General features: G+C 38.6%; 15 protein-coding genes. 6 read left to right on the plus strand and 9 right to left on the minus strand.

Annotated elements, in window-relative coordinates; translation table 11 throughout:
- Positions 1 to 96 precede the first annotated feature (96 nt).
- A complete protein-coding gene (locus F2A31_RS06490; RefSeq protein WP_150025684.1) occupies positions 97 to 1926 on the plus strand; it encodes a monovalent cation:proton antiporter-2 (CPA2) family protein in 1830 nt (609 codons plus the stop codon).
- A 47-nt stretch (positions 1927 to 1973) separates the two neighbouring features.
- Here F2A31_RS06490 and F2A31_RS06495 read toward each other — a convergent pair whose 3' ends face one another.
- The 4 genes from F2A31_RS06495 to aceR all read right to left on the minus strand — a co-directional run bounded on the left by F2A31_RS06495 (position 1974) and on the right by aceR (position 6003).
- A complete protein-coding gene (locus F2A31_RS06495; protein WP_150025685.1) occupies positions 1974 to 3146 on the minus strand; it encodes a benzoate/H(+) symporter BenE family transporter in 1173 nt (390 codons plus the stop codon).
- A 144-nt stretch (positions 3147 to 3290) separates the two neighbouring features.
- Entirely contained in the window at positions 3291 to 3938 is a 648-nt protein-coding gene (leuE, locus tag F2A31_RS06500; RefSeq protein ID WP_150025686.1) for a leucine efflux protein LeuE, read from the minus strand.
- Between the two features lie 73 nt (positions 3939 to 4011).
- A complete protein-coding gene (gene tal / locus F2A31_RS06505; protein ID WP_150025687.1) occupies positions 4012 to 5001 on the minus strand; it encodes a transaldolase in 990 nt (329 codons plus the stop codon).
- A gap of 114 nt (positions 5002 to 5115) precedes the next feature.
- The gene (gene aceR, locus F2A31_RS06510; RefSeq protein WP_150025688.1) at positions 5116 to 6003 is read right to left on the minus strand and encodes an HTH-type transcriptional regulator AceR; all 888 of its coding nucleotides are present in this window, start codon (positions 6001 to 6003) and stop codon (positions 5116 to 5118) included.
- A gap of 88 nt (positions 6004 to 6091) precedes the next feature.
- Between aceR and aceI the strand changes: the two genes are divergently transcribed.
- From aceI to F2A31_RS06535, 5 genes are all read left to right on the plus strand, one after another.
- Entirely contained in the window at positions 6092 to 6520 is a 429-nt protein-coding gene (gene aceI, locus F2A31_RS06515; protein WP_113997181.1) for a chlorhexidine efflux PACE transporter AceI, read from the plus strand.
- Between the two features lie 112 nt (positions 6521 to 6632).
- Entirely contained in the window at positions 6633 to 7007 is a 375-nt protein-coding gene (locus tag F2A31_RS06520) for a hypothetical protein (protein WP_150025689.1), read from the plus strand.
- Positions 7008 to 7239: 232 nt separating this feature from the next.
- Positions 7240 to 10701, plus strand: coding sequence for a transcription-repair coupling factor (gene mfd, locus F2A31_RS06525; RefSeq protein WP_150025690.1), 3462 nt, complete (start codon positions 7240 to 7242; stop codon positions 10699 to 10701).
- Between the two features lie 167 nt (positions 10702 to 10868).
- Positions 10869 to 11303: an HIT domain-containing protein gene (locus tag F2A31_RS06530; protein ID WP_150025691.1), complete on the plus strand. Its 435-nt coding sequence runs from the start codon at positions 10869 to 10871 to the stop codon at positions 11301 to 11303.
- Between the two features lie 49 nt (positions 11304 to 11352).
- Positions 11353 to 12792 carry an adenylate/guanylate cyclase domain-containing protein gene (locus tag F2A31_RS06535; RefSeq protein ID WP_150025692.1) on the plus strand — a complete coding sequence of 480 codons (1440 nt, stop codon included), beginning with the start codon at positions 11353 to 11355 and terminating at the stop codon, positions 12790 to 12792.
- A gap of 58 nt (positions 12793 to 12850) precedes the next feature.
- Here F2A31_RS06535 and fdx read toward each other — a convergent pair whose 3' ends face one another.
- The 5 genes from fdx to iscU all read right to left on the minus strand — a co-directional run bounded on the left by fdx (position 12851) and on the right by iscU (position 16508).
- Positions 12851 to 13189, minus strand: coding sequence for an ISC system 2Fe-2S type ferredoxin (gene fdx / locus F2A31_RS06540; RefSeq protein WP_150025693.1), 339 nt, complete (start codon positions 13187 to 13189; stop codon positions 12851 to 12853).
- Between the two features lie 17 nt (positions 13190 to 13206).
- The gene (gene hscA, locus F2A31_RS06545; protein ID WP_150025694.1) at positions 13207 to 15066 is read right to left on the minus strand and encodes a Fe-S protein assembly chaperone HscA; all 1860 of its coding nucleotides are present in this window, start codon (positions 15064 to 15066) and stop codon (positions 13207 to 13209) included.
- A gap of 38 nt (positions 15067 to 15104) precedes the next feature.
- Positions 15105 to 15623: a Fe-S protein assembly co-chaperone HscB gene (gene hscB, locus F2A31_RS06550; RefSeq protein ID WP_150025695.1), complete on the minus strand. Its 519-nt coding sequence runs from the start codon at positions 15621 to 15623 to the stop codon at positions 15105 to 15107.
- Between the two features lie 148 nt (positions 15624 to 15771).
- Positions 15772 to 16092: an iron-sulfur cluster assembly protein IscA gene (gene iscA / locus F2A31_RS06555; RefSeq protein ID WP_004912036.1), complete on the minus strand. Its 321-nt coding sequence runs from the start codon at positions 16090 to 16092 to the stop codon at positions 15772 to 15774.
- Positions 16093 to 16121: 29 nt separating this feature from the next.
- A complete protein-coding gene (iscU, locus tag F2A31_RS06560; RefSeq protein ID WP_004639432.1) occupies positions 16122 to 16508 on the minus strand; it encodes a Fe-S cluster assembly scaffold IscU in 387 nt (128 codons plus the stop codon).
- Positions 16509 to 16544 lie beyond the last annotated feature (36 nt).

Raw genomic sequence — 16544 nt, forward strand, 5'->3', positions numbered from 1 at the left:
TTATGAATAAAATGGGAAGCATTGTCTCATAAATGGTATATAAGTCTTGGATTGTTTCAAATAAAATAGAAACACATCGATAACAATGAGAATAGTATGAGTTCAGAAGCTCACTCAATAAGTTTAATCGCCCCTGTCGTTTTGTTGGCTGCAGCTGTTATTGCTGTCCCAATTTTTAAAAGAATTGGATTAGGGTCTGTTCTAGGATATTTGATCGCTGGATTAATTATTGGACCATTTGGTTTTGCCTTTTTTAATGATTCAGCTTCAATCTTACATATAGCAGAGCTGGGTATTGTAATGTACCTATTTGTGATTGGTTTGGAAATGCAACCTTCACATCTATGGAGTTTAAGGCGTGAAATATTTGGCTTAGGTAGTTTACAAATTTTAGTAAGCTCTCTGGCCTTGACCGGTGTTGGTATTCTTTTTGGTTTCACATGGCAAGTAGCGTTTATTGCTGCAACAGGTTTTGTTTTGACCTCAACAGCGATTGTTATGCAGTTACTCGGTGATCGTGGAGATATTGCACAACCACGTGGGCAAAAAATTGTCTCAATTCTATTGTTTGAAGATTTATTAATTGTACCTTTATTGGCACTTGTTGCTTTTATGGCACCAAACCATGTAGTGGAAAGTACCTCTGCACGGTTAGAAATGATCGGCATCGGTTTGCTCGCAATAGCTGGTTTGATTGCTGCTGGTTATTGGTTGTTAAACCCATTGTTTAAACTTTTGGCTGCTGCGAAAGCCAGAGAAGTGATGACAGCTGCGGCACTTTTGGTGGTATTAGGTGCTGCATTAATTATGCAAGTAAGTGGACTGTCTATGGCAATGGGGGCTTTCCTTGCAGGTGTATTGTTATCAGAATCTACATTTAGACATCAAATCGAAGCAGATATTGAGCCTTTCCGAGGAATCTTATTGGGGCTGTTCTTCCTTGGTGTCGGAATGTCATTGGACTTATCTGTTGTCGCTCAAAACTGGCAACTCATTTTATGTGGTGTAGTGGCATTAATGTTTGTAAAGGCATTGATGATCTATATCGTGGCGCGTATTACCAAGAGTTCACATACTGAGGCTTTAGATCGGGCATTACTCATGGCACAAGGTGGTGAGTTTGCTTTTGTATTGTTTGCTGCAGCGGTCAGTGCACAAGTCATTGATAATATGATTAGATCGAATCTAACAGCAATCGTTGTCCTTTCTATGGTTTTGACGCCGATTATTGGAATTTTGTTTAAACGTTTTACTGAAACCAAAGATTCGATCTCATTAGAGAATGTGAGTGTTGCAGAAGGTTTAAATGGCAGTGTTTTAATGATTGGTTTTGGTCGTTTTGGGCAAGTAACTAGTCAATTACTATTGGCACGTGGCGTAGATGTGACCATCATCGATAATGATATTGATATGATTCAAAATGCAGAAAGATTTGGTTTTAAAATCTATTATGGTGACGGCGCACGTTTAGATATTTTGCATGCATCAGGTGCTGCAACAGCACAAGCAATCGTGGTTTGTGTTGATAGTAAGGAAACAACCAATAAAATCGTTGAATTGGTTGGACATGAGTTCCCATTAGCAAAGCTGCTTGTGAGATCTTATGACAGAGAGCATTCGCTTTATTTGGTGAAGCAAAAAGTCGATTATATGATTCGTGAAACCTTTGAATCTGCGATTAAATTTGGTGGTGTGATCTTAAAAGAGCTTGGTGTCGATCAAGACGAGGTAAGACGTATTACTCATGAAATTCGTGATCGAGATGAAGAGCGCTTTGAAACTGAAATTGCTGCCGATGATGTTTATGCCGGTGCTGGACTACAATATACGCATGCGCAACCAAGACCAACGGCTCCATTGATTCAACCGCAACAGGTTGGGCGTATTTTAAATGATGATGAAGCTCAAAAAGACTTAGATAAATAGACCTAAATTTTCATATTGCTGTAGAAGGGTAAGCCTTAGATTTAGACCTAAGGCTTATTTTTTAACTTGAAAATAATTAAAACGACGATTCCAAGGATTAATCCCCAAAATGCAGAACCAACCCCTAAAAATTGCACACCAGAAGCACTACATAAGAACGTAAGTAACGCTGCTTCACGTTCTTCAACATTGGCAAAAGCTACAGCAATGTTATGACTAATCGTTGCGAAAAGGGCAATACCTGCAAGCGCAACGATGAAAATTTGTGGGAATGACATCAGTAAACTAACTAACGTCGCCGCAAAAAGTCCCATTAAAACATAAAATAAACCACAACTTATGCCTGCAATATAGCGTTTGCTTGGATCAGGATGCACTTGATCATCCAAGCTTACTGCGGCACTGATCGCTGCCAAATTTACTGAGAAACATCCAAATGGTGCAAAAACAGTATGTGCAATACCTGTCCAGCCTACAAGTTGATTGACGTGAGGATGATAACCATAGCTTATAATCATCGCGATACCGGGTAGGTTTTGCGAAGTCATATTGATCACAAATAAAGGCAAAGCCAAACCTAGAATTGCAGACCATGAAAATGAGGGCTGCATCCACACGGGCTGTGTCAATGCCCAAGAGATCGGTGCGAGCTGAAAGTTAATGAATAATGGACAAATTGCAGCGCCTAAAATAACTGTTAGTACAATGCTGTAACGTGGGAATAAGCGTTTTGAAAGTAAATAAATTGCCAACATGCTAAGGATAAAACCTAGATGTGTTTCTAAGCTGCTAAAGATTTGTATACCAAACTTTAAGAGGATCCCTGCAAGCATGGCACAGGTTAGGCTGGCTGGAATATGAGCCAATAATCTTTGGAAAACACCAGAGAAACCAACAACTGCAATTGCAATCCCGCAGATGACAAATGCACCGATGGCTTCATAGAGATCATAATGTCCTGTGGAAGCAATAATTAAGGCAATGCCAGGGGTAGACCAAGCTGTGGCAACAGGATATTTATATTTCCAAGATAACAATAAACCTGAAAGACCAATCGCTAAACCTAGCGCCCAAAACCAAGAGCTAATTTGTGCGGTATTTGCGCCAAGGGATTGCGCCCCTTGTATAACCAATACTGCTGAAACACTAATACCAATCAGAAATGTGATAAAGCCAGCGAATACAGCAGGGATTGAAAAATCTTGGATTAGGCGTTGCATCTATATATCTATTATTGATTAGAAATTTATTGAAAAGTATACCGTTTATACAGCATAAAACGTAGTTCTAAGATGATTGAATAAATTGATCATTTGATCTAAAAAGATGGAGATGAAACATGATCAAAATACATCTGGTTCTGATTATATAGTCGAAGTAGCAAGTTTCAAACCAAATCCAAAAAATAGAACTCCAACTAAAAATACACCACTTGCAGCCAGTTTATAGTTGTGTTTAAAGAAACCTGCTAATTTTACGCCTGAAAAAATAAGTGCGGTTAGATAGCTAAAACTAACGATTTGTAGAACCAATGCCAATACCAAAAAACTGATCATTGGGTAGGGATAACTTGGCTCAACAAATTGCACAAAGAACGATAAGAAAAATAAAATTGCCTTTGGGTTCAATAAACTAATGCCAAGTGCTGTCCGATAAGGATGAACTTTATCTAACCGAGGTAAATCGGCCAACTCTGTGTGATGTGGAGGTTTTTTCCATGTTTGATATCCACTTTGGAGTAGTTTAAAACCTAAGTAAGCAAGATAGCAGGCCCCAGTTAATTTAAGAATAACAAACAAAATGGGAAAGGCTTTTAATAGCGATGCCGCGCCTAATACAGTACAAACGATTAAAATAAAATCACCAGTAAATACACCACAAGCGGCAGCATAACCAGTACGTATTCCATAGCGTGAGGCCACAGACATGACATAGATGGAATTAGGGCCAGGTAATAAAATGATTAAGATCGTACCGATAATATAAGTAGTTAAATCTGTGATGCCAAACACGATGAGCTCAATAAAAAACCGACCCTCACTAATATAGCAAGAATCGGTTTTTAATAGGTGAAAAATCAGCTAATTATGGACTGATTTCAGCATCAACACCAAAAGATTGACGAAGTAACAAACTTAATTGATTTCGAGCTTTGATAAAACCATCAATTCCACCTTGTAGTAGTTGGAATGCCATTAGATCTTGTTCAAGTTCAGCCTTGAAGCTTTCCTTAGTTTGTTCAGGACGCTCAATTTTTTCAGCCTGTTGTGAGGCTTCTACACTCAGTTGAGCATCAACGTTTTGTTGGTCTTGTTCTAATTGTGCCAATAAATTTGGCGCAATAGTTAGTAAATCACAACCAGTTAAGCCAAGTACTTGAGCAGTGCTGCGGAAGCTTGCCCCCATGACTTGTGTTGGAATACCTTGTTGCTTGTAATAATTATATATTTTCTTAACAGAGAGTACGCCTGGATCTTTCTCGATTGGATAAGCATCTACACCTTCTGCTTTTTTGTACCAATCTAAAATACGTCCAACAAATGGAGAGATAAGGGTGACGTTTGCATCTGCACAGGCTTGCGCTTGATGTAAACCAAACAATAAAGTGAGATTACATGGAATCCCTTCAGCTTCTAAAACTTTAGCAGCTTGAATACCTTCCCATGTAGAAGCAATCTTGATTAGGATGCGTGACTGTTCGATGCCATAGCTTTGGTATAGCTTTGAAAGCTCTCTAGCTTTAGTAATCGTTGCCTCTGTATCATAAGAAAGTAGAGCATCAACTTCTGTGGAAACACGACCGTCAATTAATTTTAAAATTTCAACACCAAACTTGACAGTCAAAATATCAATCGTACGCTCGATCAGCTCATCAGCCTTATAACCTTCTTGTTTTGCTTGGAGATAGGCCTCTTCGATGAGTTCTTTACTTTCTGGTTGTTCAGCAGCTGCTGTAATTAATGAAGGATTTGTTGTTGCATCGAGTGGACGAAATTTTTTAATTGCTTCAAGATCACTACTATCAGCTACAACGGTTGTAAAATTCTTTAATTGATTTAATGCAGTTTGAGTCATTGATATAACGTTCTTACTTAAACAAATATAGTGGTATTCTCATTTATAACACACAATTCAAGAAAGCAAAGTATCACTTGTTATTAGATGCTTTATTGTTTCATGCTTGCTCTGTTAGTTTTTCTGACGTTGTTGTCGAATGTGTTCAATCAAGAATCTTGCTGCAGCGCCTAACTCACTTTCTCGGCTCCAAACGAGATCCACATAATATTCAAACTTTGGTGTGAAATCATAAAGCTCCAAAATTTTTAATTTTTTCTTTAATTCAGGGTTTTCATTAAACATTTCTAAGGGGAGAACACCCCAGCCCAAATTTCGAACAATCATCATGCACGCTGAATGGTGGTTGTCGGTACGCCAGTAATCTTTAGCAAAAAGTAATTCAGGTTTAATCCTGTTATCTCGGCTCGCTACTACGATTTGACGGGTTTGAACCATTTGCTCAAAAGATACTTGTTCAAGTTGAGCCAGTGGATGAATATTCGAGATAACAGGTACTAACGCTTCTCTTTTAAGTTCAACAAACTGCTCACGACTGTCTAATTGTTCACGCTCAAACATCAAAGCTAGTTGCGCTGACTGATCCAGCAACATGTGCAAAGCATCTTCTTGCGGAGCAGATACGATATTAATGGCGAGACTCGGAAAATTTTGCTCAAGTAGGGTAATGTAGTCTGTCCAATTGGTATGCAATAGTTCGGATACAACCACAATGTTTAATGTGGACTCTAAACCTGTGCTGAGCGCATGCGCATGTTGTTTCCATTGATTCATTTCAATGAGTAATTGTTGTGTTTTTTCATACAGCACCATTGCTTCAGCAGTAGGAGTTGGTTCACGTCCCACTCGCTCAAATAAGTTGAGATTTAAATCAATTTCTAGGTTAGCAATCGACATGCTTACCGCAGAAGGGACTTTGCCCAACTTGCGTGCAGCCGCAGAAAATGAGCCTGTTTCAATGACGGTTTGAAACATGATGAGTTGTTCTTGATTAATATTCATCTGTCAAAAAAACTGAAAGAACCTGATTGGATTAATCAAAATTATAAAAATAAAATGGCAAATATCCAAACAAGAGAGTGTTATAGAAATGTTGATTTCCAAAAGAAGACTCATTCATGCGATTGTCTATGAAGTGATTTTATTGGTCATCATCGCAATTGCGTTAAGTTTTATTTTTGACATGCCGATGGAAGTAACAGGAACATTAGGTGTGTTTATGGCGGTTGTTTCAGTGATTTGGAACATGATTTTTAATAATTATTTTGAGAAAATTGAGCTTAAATACAATTGGGAAAGAACTGTACCAGTGCGTATTTTGCATGCGGTTGGATTTGAAGGTGGTTTGTTAATCGCGACAGTTCCAATGATTGCTTATATGATGAATATGACGATCGTTGAAGCGTTTATTTTGGATATCGGTTTAACCTTATGTATTTTGGTCTATACTTTTATCTTCCAGTGGTGTTATGACACTGTAGAAAATCGTTTCTTCCCAAATGCAAAATTTGCATCATAATAATGAGATCGTTAGGTAGCACTCTTTATCACTTGATGAAGAGTGCTTTTGAACCTGCAATGCGCATGGTTAGATTAGTATAAAATAGCCTAATCAAATCTGGAACTATGATATGTCTAAATTAGCTTACCTTATTTTATTAATAATCAGTCCAGTGATTTACGCGGGTTATGATGTTCATATAACTAAAAAGGAATTTTACTTCAATGAGGGTGAATGTATTACACTAGCAGAATGGCAATCTTATATGAAAACAGATCCATCTGTAATTGTTGATCCTCAGAATTCAGAGCAGGGTTTTATTGTCTCGATCAATAAGCAAGTATTTCCATTGTGGTATAGTTATGATTCATGCGATCTAACAACAAAAAATCCAAGTTTAGAGGCGATCACTAAGATGATAGAGATTGCGAAAAGGTTAAATGCTACTGTTCAAGGTGATGAGGCAGAAATTTATATTGCACCTGATAATGTTATTAGAAAATAAAATAATTATATCGTTTAAATAATATCTCTGCTTTTTAAGAAACCATATAACTGTAAGATTAGATTCAATTTACAATGCTTTGTGTTGTAATAAATTTAACTCGACTACTATTTCGGTTGATAGACCATTCACTTGAGAAAAACCCGTTAGTCTTATTTTAGGATTCATATCAACATAAAAAACATCATGCTAAAATAAGTCACTTGTCATTATAAATTGCACGACTTTCTCTATGTTTCAGCAAGAAATTTCTCAATTAAATCTACAACAACTCAAAGCAGGCGAAAAGCGTTGGATTGGCTCATTACTGGGATCGTCGGCAGCACTATTATTTAAAGAAATTGCGACCCAAAGCTCAAATCTATACGTCATTGTGGCAAGGAATAATCAGCATTTAGCTCAACTGGAAAGTGAGCTTGAGTTTTACGGTATCAAACCTACAATTTTCCCCGATTGGGAAATCTTGCCTTATGACCGTTTGTCTCCACATCAAGATATTGTCTCAGAGCGCTTGGCTATTTTATCCAATATGCCGCAGAAAGGTATTTTGTTGATTTCCGCAAGTACTTTAGCGCAACGTGTTGCACCATATTCATGGGTGGTTGGTGAGCACTTTGATATTAAAGTTGGACAAAAGCTTGATTTAGAAACACAGAAAAAACAGCTCGTACAAGCAGGGTACCGTTTGGTTGATACCGTTTACGATCATGGCGAGTTTGCTGTTCGTGGTAGCATCATGGATATTTTTGCTTCAGGACAGGAACAACCGATTCGTATAGATTTATTCGATGATGAAATTGAAAGCCTAAAGTTCTTTGATCCAGAAACACAACGTACGACGGAGTCTTTGAAAAACTTTACTGTTTTACCTGCCAAAGAGTTTCCACTCAAAGAAGGTCGTTCAATTTTTAGAGATCGCTATGCTGAGAGTTTTCCAACCGCAAATCCAAAGAAAAATCCCATTTATCAAGATGTCCTCGAAGGAATTGCAACCCCAGGATTAGAATTCTATTTGCCTTTGTTCTTTGATAAAAAGGTGATGGAAGCACAAAGTATGTTCACAGCATACTTACCAAAGAATTGCATTGTCATTACAAATAATGAGATTGAAGATGAGTTGATCAACTTCTGGAAAGAAGTTGTACGTCGTTATGAAGACCGTCGTCACAACATTGATCAGCCAATTCTCCCGCCTGAAGATTTATTTTTAATGCCTAATCATGTACTGCAGGCACTAAATCAATTACCTCGTATTATCGCTTCACCTGATGCTTTAGATTCAAAATCTGGTGTTTTAAATCTTGCCTCTGAGCAACCGCCAAAACTTGCAGTTGATCCCAAAAAAGAACAACCGTTTCAGGCGGTCAAAGACTATATCGATCAAATCAATTTCCCTGTTTTATTGGTTGCAGAAAGTGCAGGTCGACGAGAAACTTTAAAAGATGCTTTGCGATCTGTTCTAGGTGAAATCCAGACTGTCGAAAGTTTTGCTCAATTCCAAAAAGATAAACTTAAAGTTGCGATTACAAGTGCACCCTTAGATCGTGGTTTGCTGCTAACGGATCAGTTATCTGTCATTTCAGAAAATCAGTTGTATGAACATCGAGTGGTACAGCGTCGCCGTAAACGTCAGCAAGAAGTTTCTGAAGAGTTTTTAATTCGAAGTTTAACTGAGCTAAACATTGGCGCGCCGGTGGTTCATATTGATCATGGTGTGGGACGATATGCAGGATTAATCACTTTAGAAATTGATGATCAAGACCATGAATTTTTACAGCTTGATTATGCTGATGGCGCTAAAGTTTATGTTCCCGTCACCAATCTGCATTTGATCAGTCGTTATAGTGGTGGTGATCCTGATCTTGCACCATTACACAAATTAGGTACGGATGCTTGGAGTAAAGCAAAACGTAAGGCATTAGAGCAAATTCATGATGTAGCAGCTGAGTTATTACATATTCAGGCACGTCGCCAAGCAAAACCAGGATTTGCTTTTGAACTGGATCATACGGCATATATGCAATTTGCGAGTGGTTTTGCTTATGAGGAAACCTTGGATCAGGCGAATGCGATTGAAGCAACTTTACATGATATGCAACTTGCCAAACCAATGGATCGTTTAGTCTGTGGTGATGTTGGGTTTGGTAAAACAGAAGTTGCGATGCGAGCAGCATTTGTGGCGGTACAAAATGCTAAACAAGTCGCCGTATTAGTCCCGACGACATTACTTGCACAGCAACACTATGAGTCATTTAAAGATCGCTTTGCTGATACTGCGGTACGTATTGAAGTTCTCTCGCGATTTGGTAGTAGTAAAACTCACTTAAAAATTATAGAAGATCTTGCAGATGGTAAGGTCGATATTGTGGTCGGTACACATAAAATTCTGCAAGAGAATGTTCAATTTAAAAACCTTGGACTTATGATTGTTGATGAGGAACATCGCTTTGGTGTTCGTGACAAAGAGCGGATTAAGGCATTGCGTGCAGATGTTGATATGTTGACCTTAACTGCGACGCCTATTCCACGTACCTTGAATATGGCTTTCTCTGGTATGCGTGACTTATCGATTATCGCAACACCACCTGCACGCCGTTTGGCGGTGAAAACCTTTGTGCAAGAACATACAGATGATTCAATCAAAGAGGCTATACTGCGTGAGCTGTTACGTGGAGGTCAAGTTTATTTCTTGCATAATGAAGTCGAAACAATTGAACGTGCGGCAGAAAATATACGTCATCTAGTTCCTGAAGCGCGAGTAGCAGTTGCACATGGACAAATGCGTGAACGTGAACTTGAGCAAGTAATGCAGCAGTTCTACCACAAAGAATATAATGTATTGGTGTGCTCAACGATTATTGAAACAGGGATCGATGTCCCAAATGCCAATACGATTATCATCGAACGCGCAGATAAGTTAGGACTTGCACAATTACACCAATTACGTGGCCGTGTAGGTCGTTCCCATCATCAAGCTTATGCATATTTACTTGTCCCATCAATCAAACATCTTAAAGGTGATGCAGAGAAACGCCTAGATGCAATTCAACGTGCTTCGACCTTAGGCGCAGGTTTCATGTTGGCGACCGAGGATTTAGAAATTCGTGGTGCTGGTGAATTACTAGGTGAACAACAAAGTGGTTCAATGCAGGCGATTGGTTATAGCTTGTATATGGAAATGCTTGAGAAGGCGACCAAAGCGATTCAAAAAGGCAAGACACCAAACTTTGATGCGCCGTTGTTATTGACTGCTGAAATCAATTTGCATATGCCTGCATTGATTCCTGATGATTATTTAGGAGATGTACATCAACGTCTATTGTTCTATAAGCGTATTAGTAATACCGATAGCCAAGAAAAACTTGATAACATCCGTATGGAATTGATCGATCGCTTTGGTATACCGCCACAATCTGTAAAACAGCTGTTTAGCGTGCACCAGATTCGTCTCAGGGCAGAACAATTAGGGATCACCAAAATTGATGTCAATAATAATGGTGGTTATATTGAATTTTCACCTGATACACCTGTACAAGCGATCAGCATCATTCAACTTATGCAGAAAAATCCGACCTATTATCGGATGGAAGGTGGACAACGTTTGAAAGTAACCGTACAACTCGCTGAATACGATAAACGCATTCAATTTATTATGGATTTGTTGAATAAGCTACTCAATGAGTTAAGTGCTTAACTTAAAAAATATGCATTATTTTAAGTAAAGGTAAAATATCAATGGTTCTTCCAGTAATAAATGAGGAAAATCATTGTTATTTGTAATCAAACGACTCATGAAGAATACTCACATCAGAACTGATGTGATAGTATTGATCATCATTATTTTGCATCATTTATAAAGATATGTTTAGTTTGCATCCACAACTTGCTCAAGATACATTTTTTGTAGGCGACTTTCCGCTTTCAACATGTCGTTTAATGAATGATATGCAATTTCCTTGGTTGATCCTTATACCTCGTGTACCAGGTGTTACAGAGCTTTATGAGTTAAGCCAAGCGGATCAAGAACAATTCTTACGTGAATCTAGTTGGTTATCGAGCCAACTATCTCGTGTATTCCGTGCGGATAAAATGAATGTTGCCGCTTTAGGAAATGTTGTACCTCAATTGCATTTTCATCATGTTGTACGTTATCAAAATGACGTAGCATGGCCTAAACCTGTTTGGGGTACGGCTGCGGTACCATATAATAGTGATGTGCTCGCACATATGCGTCAGACATTAATGTTAGCATTACGTGGACAAGGTGATATGCCGTTTGATTGGCGCATGGACTGATCCCAAAATAGAAGAATAACAGTATTCTATAATAAGAAAGGAGGATAGGGTGCCGCTAGATAGGTTAATTGATAAAGAACCTAGACAGTTCGCATATTTTCATCGTTTGATGGGATATTCGATTTTGTCACTTATTTTGGTAATTTATACGTTTACCTCATCGACTGCTAACTACCAACTTTATATCCTCCCTTTATTATTGATTTATTTTTTATTTTGTCCTCGCTTAGAAAAGTGGCTGCAATACAAATACGATAAGCAGATTGAGAAAAATGTATTTTTTGCCAATGAGGCAATTATAGTTGCGATTGTTTTAGCTGCCTTACATCTAAGTTTGGTACCTACTTTTGTTATTTTATTTGCCTTATTGTATGTTGGATTAAACAATAAAATCTCTTTAATGGTTGCCTGTTTAATCGGCTTGATTGGTGTTGTTGCCTTTTACTTTACTACTTTCTTTATCTTTGGCGCTGAGCAATATTTTGAACCAACGAATCCAGAGTTGACCGTAGTCAGCTTACTTGGGTTAATGCTCTTTATTGTAATTGGTAATTATTACCAGCATCGTCGTCTCGATATTCTCGGTCAACAGCGCCAGCATTATCATAACCAAATGACACGTTATATTGCATTTGCGAATCAGTTGAGTCGATACGCACCACTACAATTGTGGCAGTCGATTATGCGTGGTGAGGCTGAAGCAAAAATTGAATATAAACGTAAGAAGTTAACGATCTTTTTCTCAGATATCCAAGGTTTTACAGAGCTTTCAGAAACGTTAATTCCAGATGATTTAGCATTCTTGCTCAATGACTATTTAAGTCATATGACTGAAATTGCTAAGCAATATGAGGCGACCGTTGATAAGTTTATGGGAGATGCGATCCTGATCTTTTTTGGTGATCCAAACTCGCAGGGAACTGAGCAAGATGCGAAAGCTTGTGTTGAAATGGCGATTGCCATGCGTCAACAAATGAAATTGTTGCGCGAGCGATGGAAGAAAATGGGCTATCCCGCATTACATATTCGGATGGGAATTAGTACAGGTTATTGTCACGTTGGTAACTATGGGGCTTCACATCGTATGGCTTATACCATTGTAGGGCGTGATGTAAACTTAGCGGCTCGTTTGCAGTCGGCTGCTGAAGTTGATGAAATCTTAATTGCTGATGACACACACCAACTGATTAAAAATGAATTTTTATGTGTGCCTAAGGTGCCAATTTATCTAAAAGGAATTCAAGGACCAGTTAAAACTTGGCAAGTGATGGAAAAATTCACAGGTAAGAAATCTGATACACAAAAATGGTTTGATTATGATTATAAAGGCTTCCATTTGGTATTGAATTTGGAAGAAGTACAAAATTATGAGTATCCAGAGCTTGTTGAAATCTTAGAAACGATGATTGATCGGATCAAGACTCAACAAAAAATCACCAATGCTCAGGGTGTTCCAAGGTTAAGTTTGGATGATGAAATAAAGCCTTAAATTGATAGAAATAAAAAACCTCATTGTATTAATGAGGTTTTTTATTTTTGAAAATCAGTTAGTGATTTTCAGAAGCATGATTGATGGTGTATTTAGGAATTTCGACTTCTAAATCTTCATCAACGATCGCAACTTGACATGATAGACGGGAGTCTGGCTCTAAGCCCCATGCACGGTCAAGTAGGTCTGCCTCAACATCATTCATTTCTTCGAGACTATCAAAGCCTTTACGAACGATCACATGGCATGTTGTACAAGCACATGACATATCGCAAGCATGTTCTATTTTTATACCTTGCTTAAGTAAGCTTTGGCATAAATTGGCATTTGGTTCTACTTCAAATTCTGCACCTTCAGGGCAAAATTGAGCGTGAGGGAGAACTTTAATACGTGGCATATTGATCACCTATACCTTTAGTTTGAATTTGACCAATCTTCAAGTTTTGTACCTTTTAAGGCATGGTCAATATGTCGGTTCATACGAAGTGCAGCAAAGGCATCGCTGTGAATTTTAAGTTGTTGAACAGCATATTCAATCGCTTCAAGCTCATCTGTTTTTAGACGTGCTTTTAAAGCTTCAGCAGCAAGAATTAAATCACGTGCCTGTTGCTGGGAAAGCAAATCTTTATCTACTTTCAATGCTTGTTCTAGTGCTTCAAGTTCACGCTGTGCTTCAACTTTGGTTTCTTGCAAATGACGAAGGTTTTTATCCTCTTCTGCATGCTGGAAACCCTCTACTAACAATCGCTCCGTGTCAGCTGCGGATAAACCATAAGAGGGTTTTATATCAATCTGCGCTTGTACACCAGAAGTCATTTCTTTTGCAGATACGGTGAGTAAACCATCAGCATCCACTTGGAAGGTAACTTCGATACGAGCTTGACCAGCAGTCATTGGAGGAATGCCATGTAACACAAAGCGTCCAAGAGAGCGGCAATGCTCAACGAGATCTCGTTCGCCTTGTACCACATGAATCAACATGGCAGTTTGCCCATCTTGATATGTGGTAAATTCTTGACGTCGTGCAACAGGAATCGCGGTATTACGAGAAATTAGGCGCTCAACTAAACCGCCCATTGTCTCTAATCCAAGAGAGAGAGGGGTCACGTCTAGCAATAGTGAACCATCTTGACTATTACCAATTAATTGATTGGCAGTAATGGATGCACCGATCGCAACAACCTCATCTGGATTGATCGTACATAACGGTTCGCGCTTAAATAATTCACGTACTGAATTTTGTACAGCGTAAGAGCGAGTAGAACCACCAATCAATACAACATGTTCAATATCATCTAATTCAAGTTTGGCATCACGTAGTACACGTTTGCAAACGCTAGTGGTTTTATCGAGTGCAACTTGGATAATTGATTCAAAAGTTGGGCGATCTAAAGTCAAACGATCGTCTAATAACTTTAATTCAGCAGATTCGTGATCTGTTAAATATTCTTTGGCTTGACGTGCAGCAACAATAAAAACAGCATGTTCTTCATCACTTAATGTTGTGATGTTGAGCTGTTTTTTTGCCCATTTTACAATTAAGCGGTCAAGATCATCACCACCTAATGCTGTATGTCCGCCTGTAGCGAGAACTTCAAATACACCTTGTGAAAAACGTAAGATTGATACGTCAAACGTACCTCCACCTAAATCATAAATCACATAGTTCCGATCAGTGCTAAGATTGGTTTCTTGGTCAAGGCCATAAGCCACGGCAGCAGCAGTTGGTTCATTGAGTAAACGTAATACATTTAAGCCTGCTAGTTGTGCTGCATCACGTGTTGCTTGGCGTTGTGCTTCATCGAAATAAGCAGGAACAGTAATTACTGCGCCATTCACAGGGTTATTTAAACTCGCTTCTGCACGATCTTTTAATTGCTTTAAAATTTCGGCTGAAACTTCAACTGGTGTTTTTCGTCCTGCAGCTGTCTCAAAAGCGGGCATTTCATTGTCTGCACCAACAAGCGTGTATGGGTGCTGAAATTTAATGTCAGCTTGAGAACGTCCCATAAAGCGCTTCACCGAAACAATCGTATTTTTGGGATCGGTTAGAATAAATGGTTTAGCGTCATAACCAAGTGTAATTGAGTCTTTTGCATAATGAACAATAGACGGCAATAAGACTTTATCTTTGTCATCTTGTAGAACTTTCGGTTTTCCCGATAGCACTGTCGCCACTAAAGAGTGGGTTGTACCTAAGTCAATACCGATCGCAATACGATGCTGATGCGGCTCAGTAGATTGACCAGGTTCAGCAATTTGCAAAAGTGCCATGCGTGAGATATCCCTTGAAAATAATCAGTAACAGCGGATTAAAAATCATCATCTAGATTGAAGCTTTCTTCTTCATCTAGTATACGATCTTCAGCTTTATCAATATCGTTCATTACACGCTGGAAAAAGCGTAGTTTGCGAACGGTATCACGAGCTTCAGCCCAGTCTTCATCGGCATAATCAATTTTAAATTCCCGAACTAAGCCATCGATCCATTGTTGAACTTCAACTTTTAGAGTACTAAGTTGATCTGTCGATGTTGCTTCATCCAATTGTTCGCGCATTTCAAGTGCTGATTGCAGGAACTCAAAATCATTGATGGATTGGTCGAGGTGATGATCCTGCTTTTTTAAGCTGAGCAGATATGCGGCGCGACTATCAACTTGAGAAAGCACTTTATATGCTTGGTTGATGTCACTAGACATAATCAATGCTTGATCTTTGTCACTTGCTTTGTCTGGGTGATATTGCTGTTGCAAACTTAAAAACTGTTTTTTTAAAGCTGCTAAATCGATATCGAGTGCTTCTGGTAAGTGGAACAACTCAAAATGATTCATGGGAGATGAATTCCGTTTTAAATCTCTCTCGGCTTCCTTAAAAAAGGGAAGAGCTTCACGAGTTAAATGATACCTTATCATTTATGGAAGTCCCCCTTTAAAAAGGGGGATTGAGAGGGATTTTTGACTTTAGATAAAAATTAAATGATTAAACAGTAAATGATTCACCGCAACCACATTCACCTTTCTGATTTGGGTTGTTAAACTCAAAACCTTCGTTCAAACCATTTTTCACATAATCCATCTCTAAACCTTCGAGATAAACTAAGCTTTTAGGGTCAACGAAAACTTTGACGCCAAACTGCTCAAAAACTTGATCATGCGTGTCGACATCGTCAACAAACTCAAGAACATAAGCCAATCCAGAACAACCCGAAGTTTTCACACCAACACGAATGCCTTCACCCTTACCACGATTTTGTAGGTAATTGCTGATGTGAGTCGCAGCATTTTCAGTTAAATGGATCATGAAAACTCCAATATCTTTTCGGTAATCAATTAAGCTTTCGCTTTTTTGCCACGATAATCTTCAATCGCAGCTTTAATTGCATCTTCAGCCAATACTGAGCAGTGAACTTTCACTGGTGGTAGTGCAAGCTCGGTCGCAATATCAATATTTTTGATTGCTTGAGCTTCATCAAGGGTCTTACCTTTTAACCATTCAGTTACAAGAGAGCTTGATGCAATTGCAGAACCACAGCCGTAAGTTTTGAAGCGAGCTTCTTCAATTACGCCATTGTCATCAACTTGGATTTGTAAACGCATTACGTCGCCACAAGCTGGTGCACCGACCATACCAGTACCTACGTTTTCTGCATTTTTATCTAAAACACCTACATTACGAGGGTTTTCGTAATGATCAATTACTTTTTCACTATAAGCCATGTCGCTTCTCCAAACCTCGGGGTCAGCCTAATATTA

The organism is Acinetobacter suaedae, from assembly GCF_008630915.1.
Taxonomy (GTDB): domain Bacteria; phylum Pseudomonadota; class Gammaproteobacteria; order Pseudomonadales; family Moraxellaceae; genus Acinetobacter; species Acinetobacter suaedae.

Bases quoted from the DNA above. Each gene is read 5' to 3' on its own strand.
- F2A31_RS06490 (WP_150025684.1), top strand. From the start codon at position 97: ATGAGTTCAGAAGCTCACTCAATAAGTTTAATCGCCCCTGTCGTTTTG.
- F2A31_RS06495 (WP_150025685.1), bottom strand. From the start codon at position 3,146: ATGCAACGCCTAATCCAAGATTTTTCAATCCCTGCTGTATTCGCTGGC.
- tal (WP_150025687.1), bottom strand. From the start codon at position 5,001: ATGACTCAAACTGCATTAAATCAATTAAAGAATTTTACAACCGTTGTA.
- aceR (WP_150025688.1), bottom strand. From the start codon at position 6,003: ATGAATATTAATCAAGAACAACTCATCATGTTTCAAACCGTCATTGAA.
- aceI (WP_113997181.1), top strand. From the start codon at position 6,092: ATGTTGATTTCCAAAAGAAGACTCATTCATGCGATTGTCTATGAAGTG.
- F2A31_RS06520 (WP_150025689.1), top strand. From the start codon at position 6,633: ATGTCTAAATTAGCTTACCTTATTTTATTAATAATCAGTCCAGTGATT.
- mfd (WP_150025690.1), top strand. From the start codon at position 7,240: ATGTTTCAGCAAGAAATTTCTCAATTAAATCTACAACAACTCAAAGCA.
- F2A31_RS06530 (WP_150025691.1), top strand. From the start codon at position 10,869: ATGTTTAGTTTGCATCCACAACTTGCTCAAGATACATTTTTTGTAGGC.
- fdx (WP_150025693.1), bottom strand. From the start codon at position 13,189: ATGCCACGTATTAAAGTTCTCCCTCACGCTCAATTTTGCCCTGAAGGT.
- hscA (WP_150025694.1), bottom strand. From the start codon at position 15,066: ATGGCACTTTTGCAAATTGCTGAACCTGGTCAATCTACTGAGCCGCAT.
- hscB (WP_150025695.1), bottom strand. From the start codon at position 15,623: ATGAATCATTTTGAGTTGTTCCACTTACCAGAAGCACTCGATATCGAT.
- iscA (WP_004912036.1), bottom strand. From the start codon at position 16,092: ATGATCCATTTAACTGAAAATGCTGCGACTCACATCAGCAATTACCTA.
- iscU (WP_004639432.1), bottom strand. From the start codon at position 16,508: ATGGCTTATAGTGAAAAAGTAATTGATCATTACGAAAACCCTCGTAAT.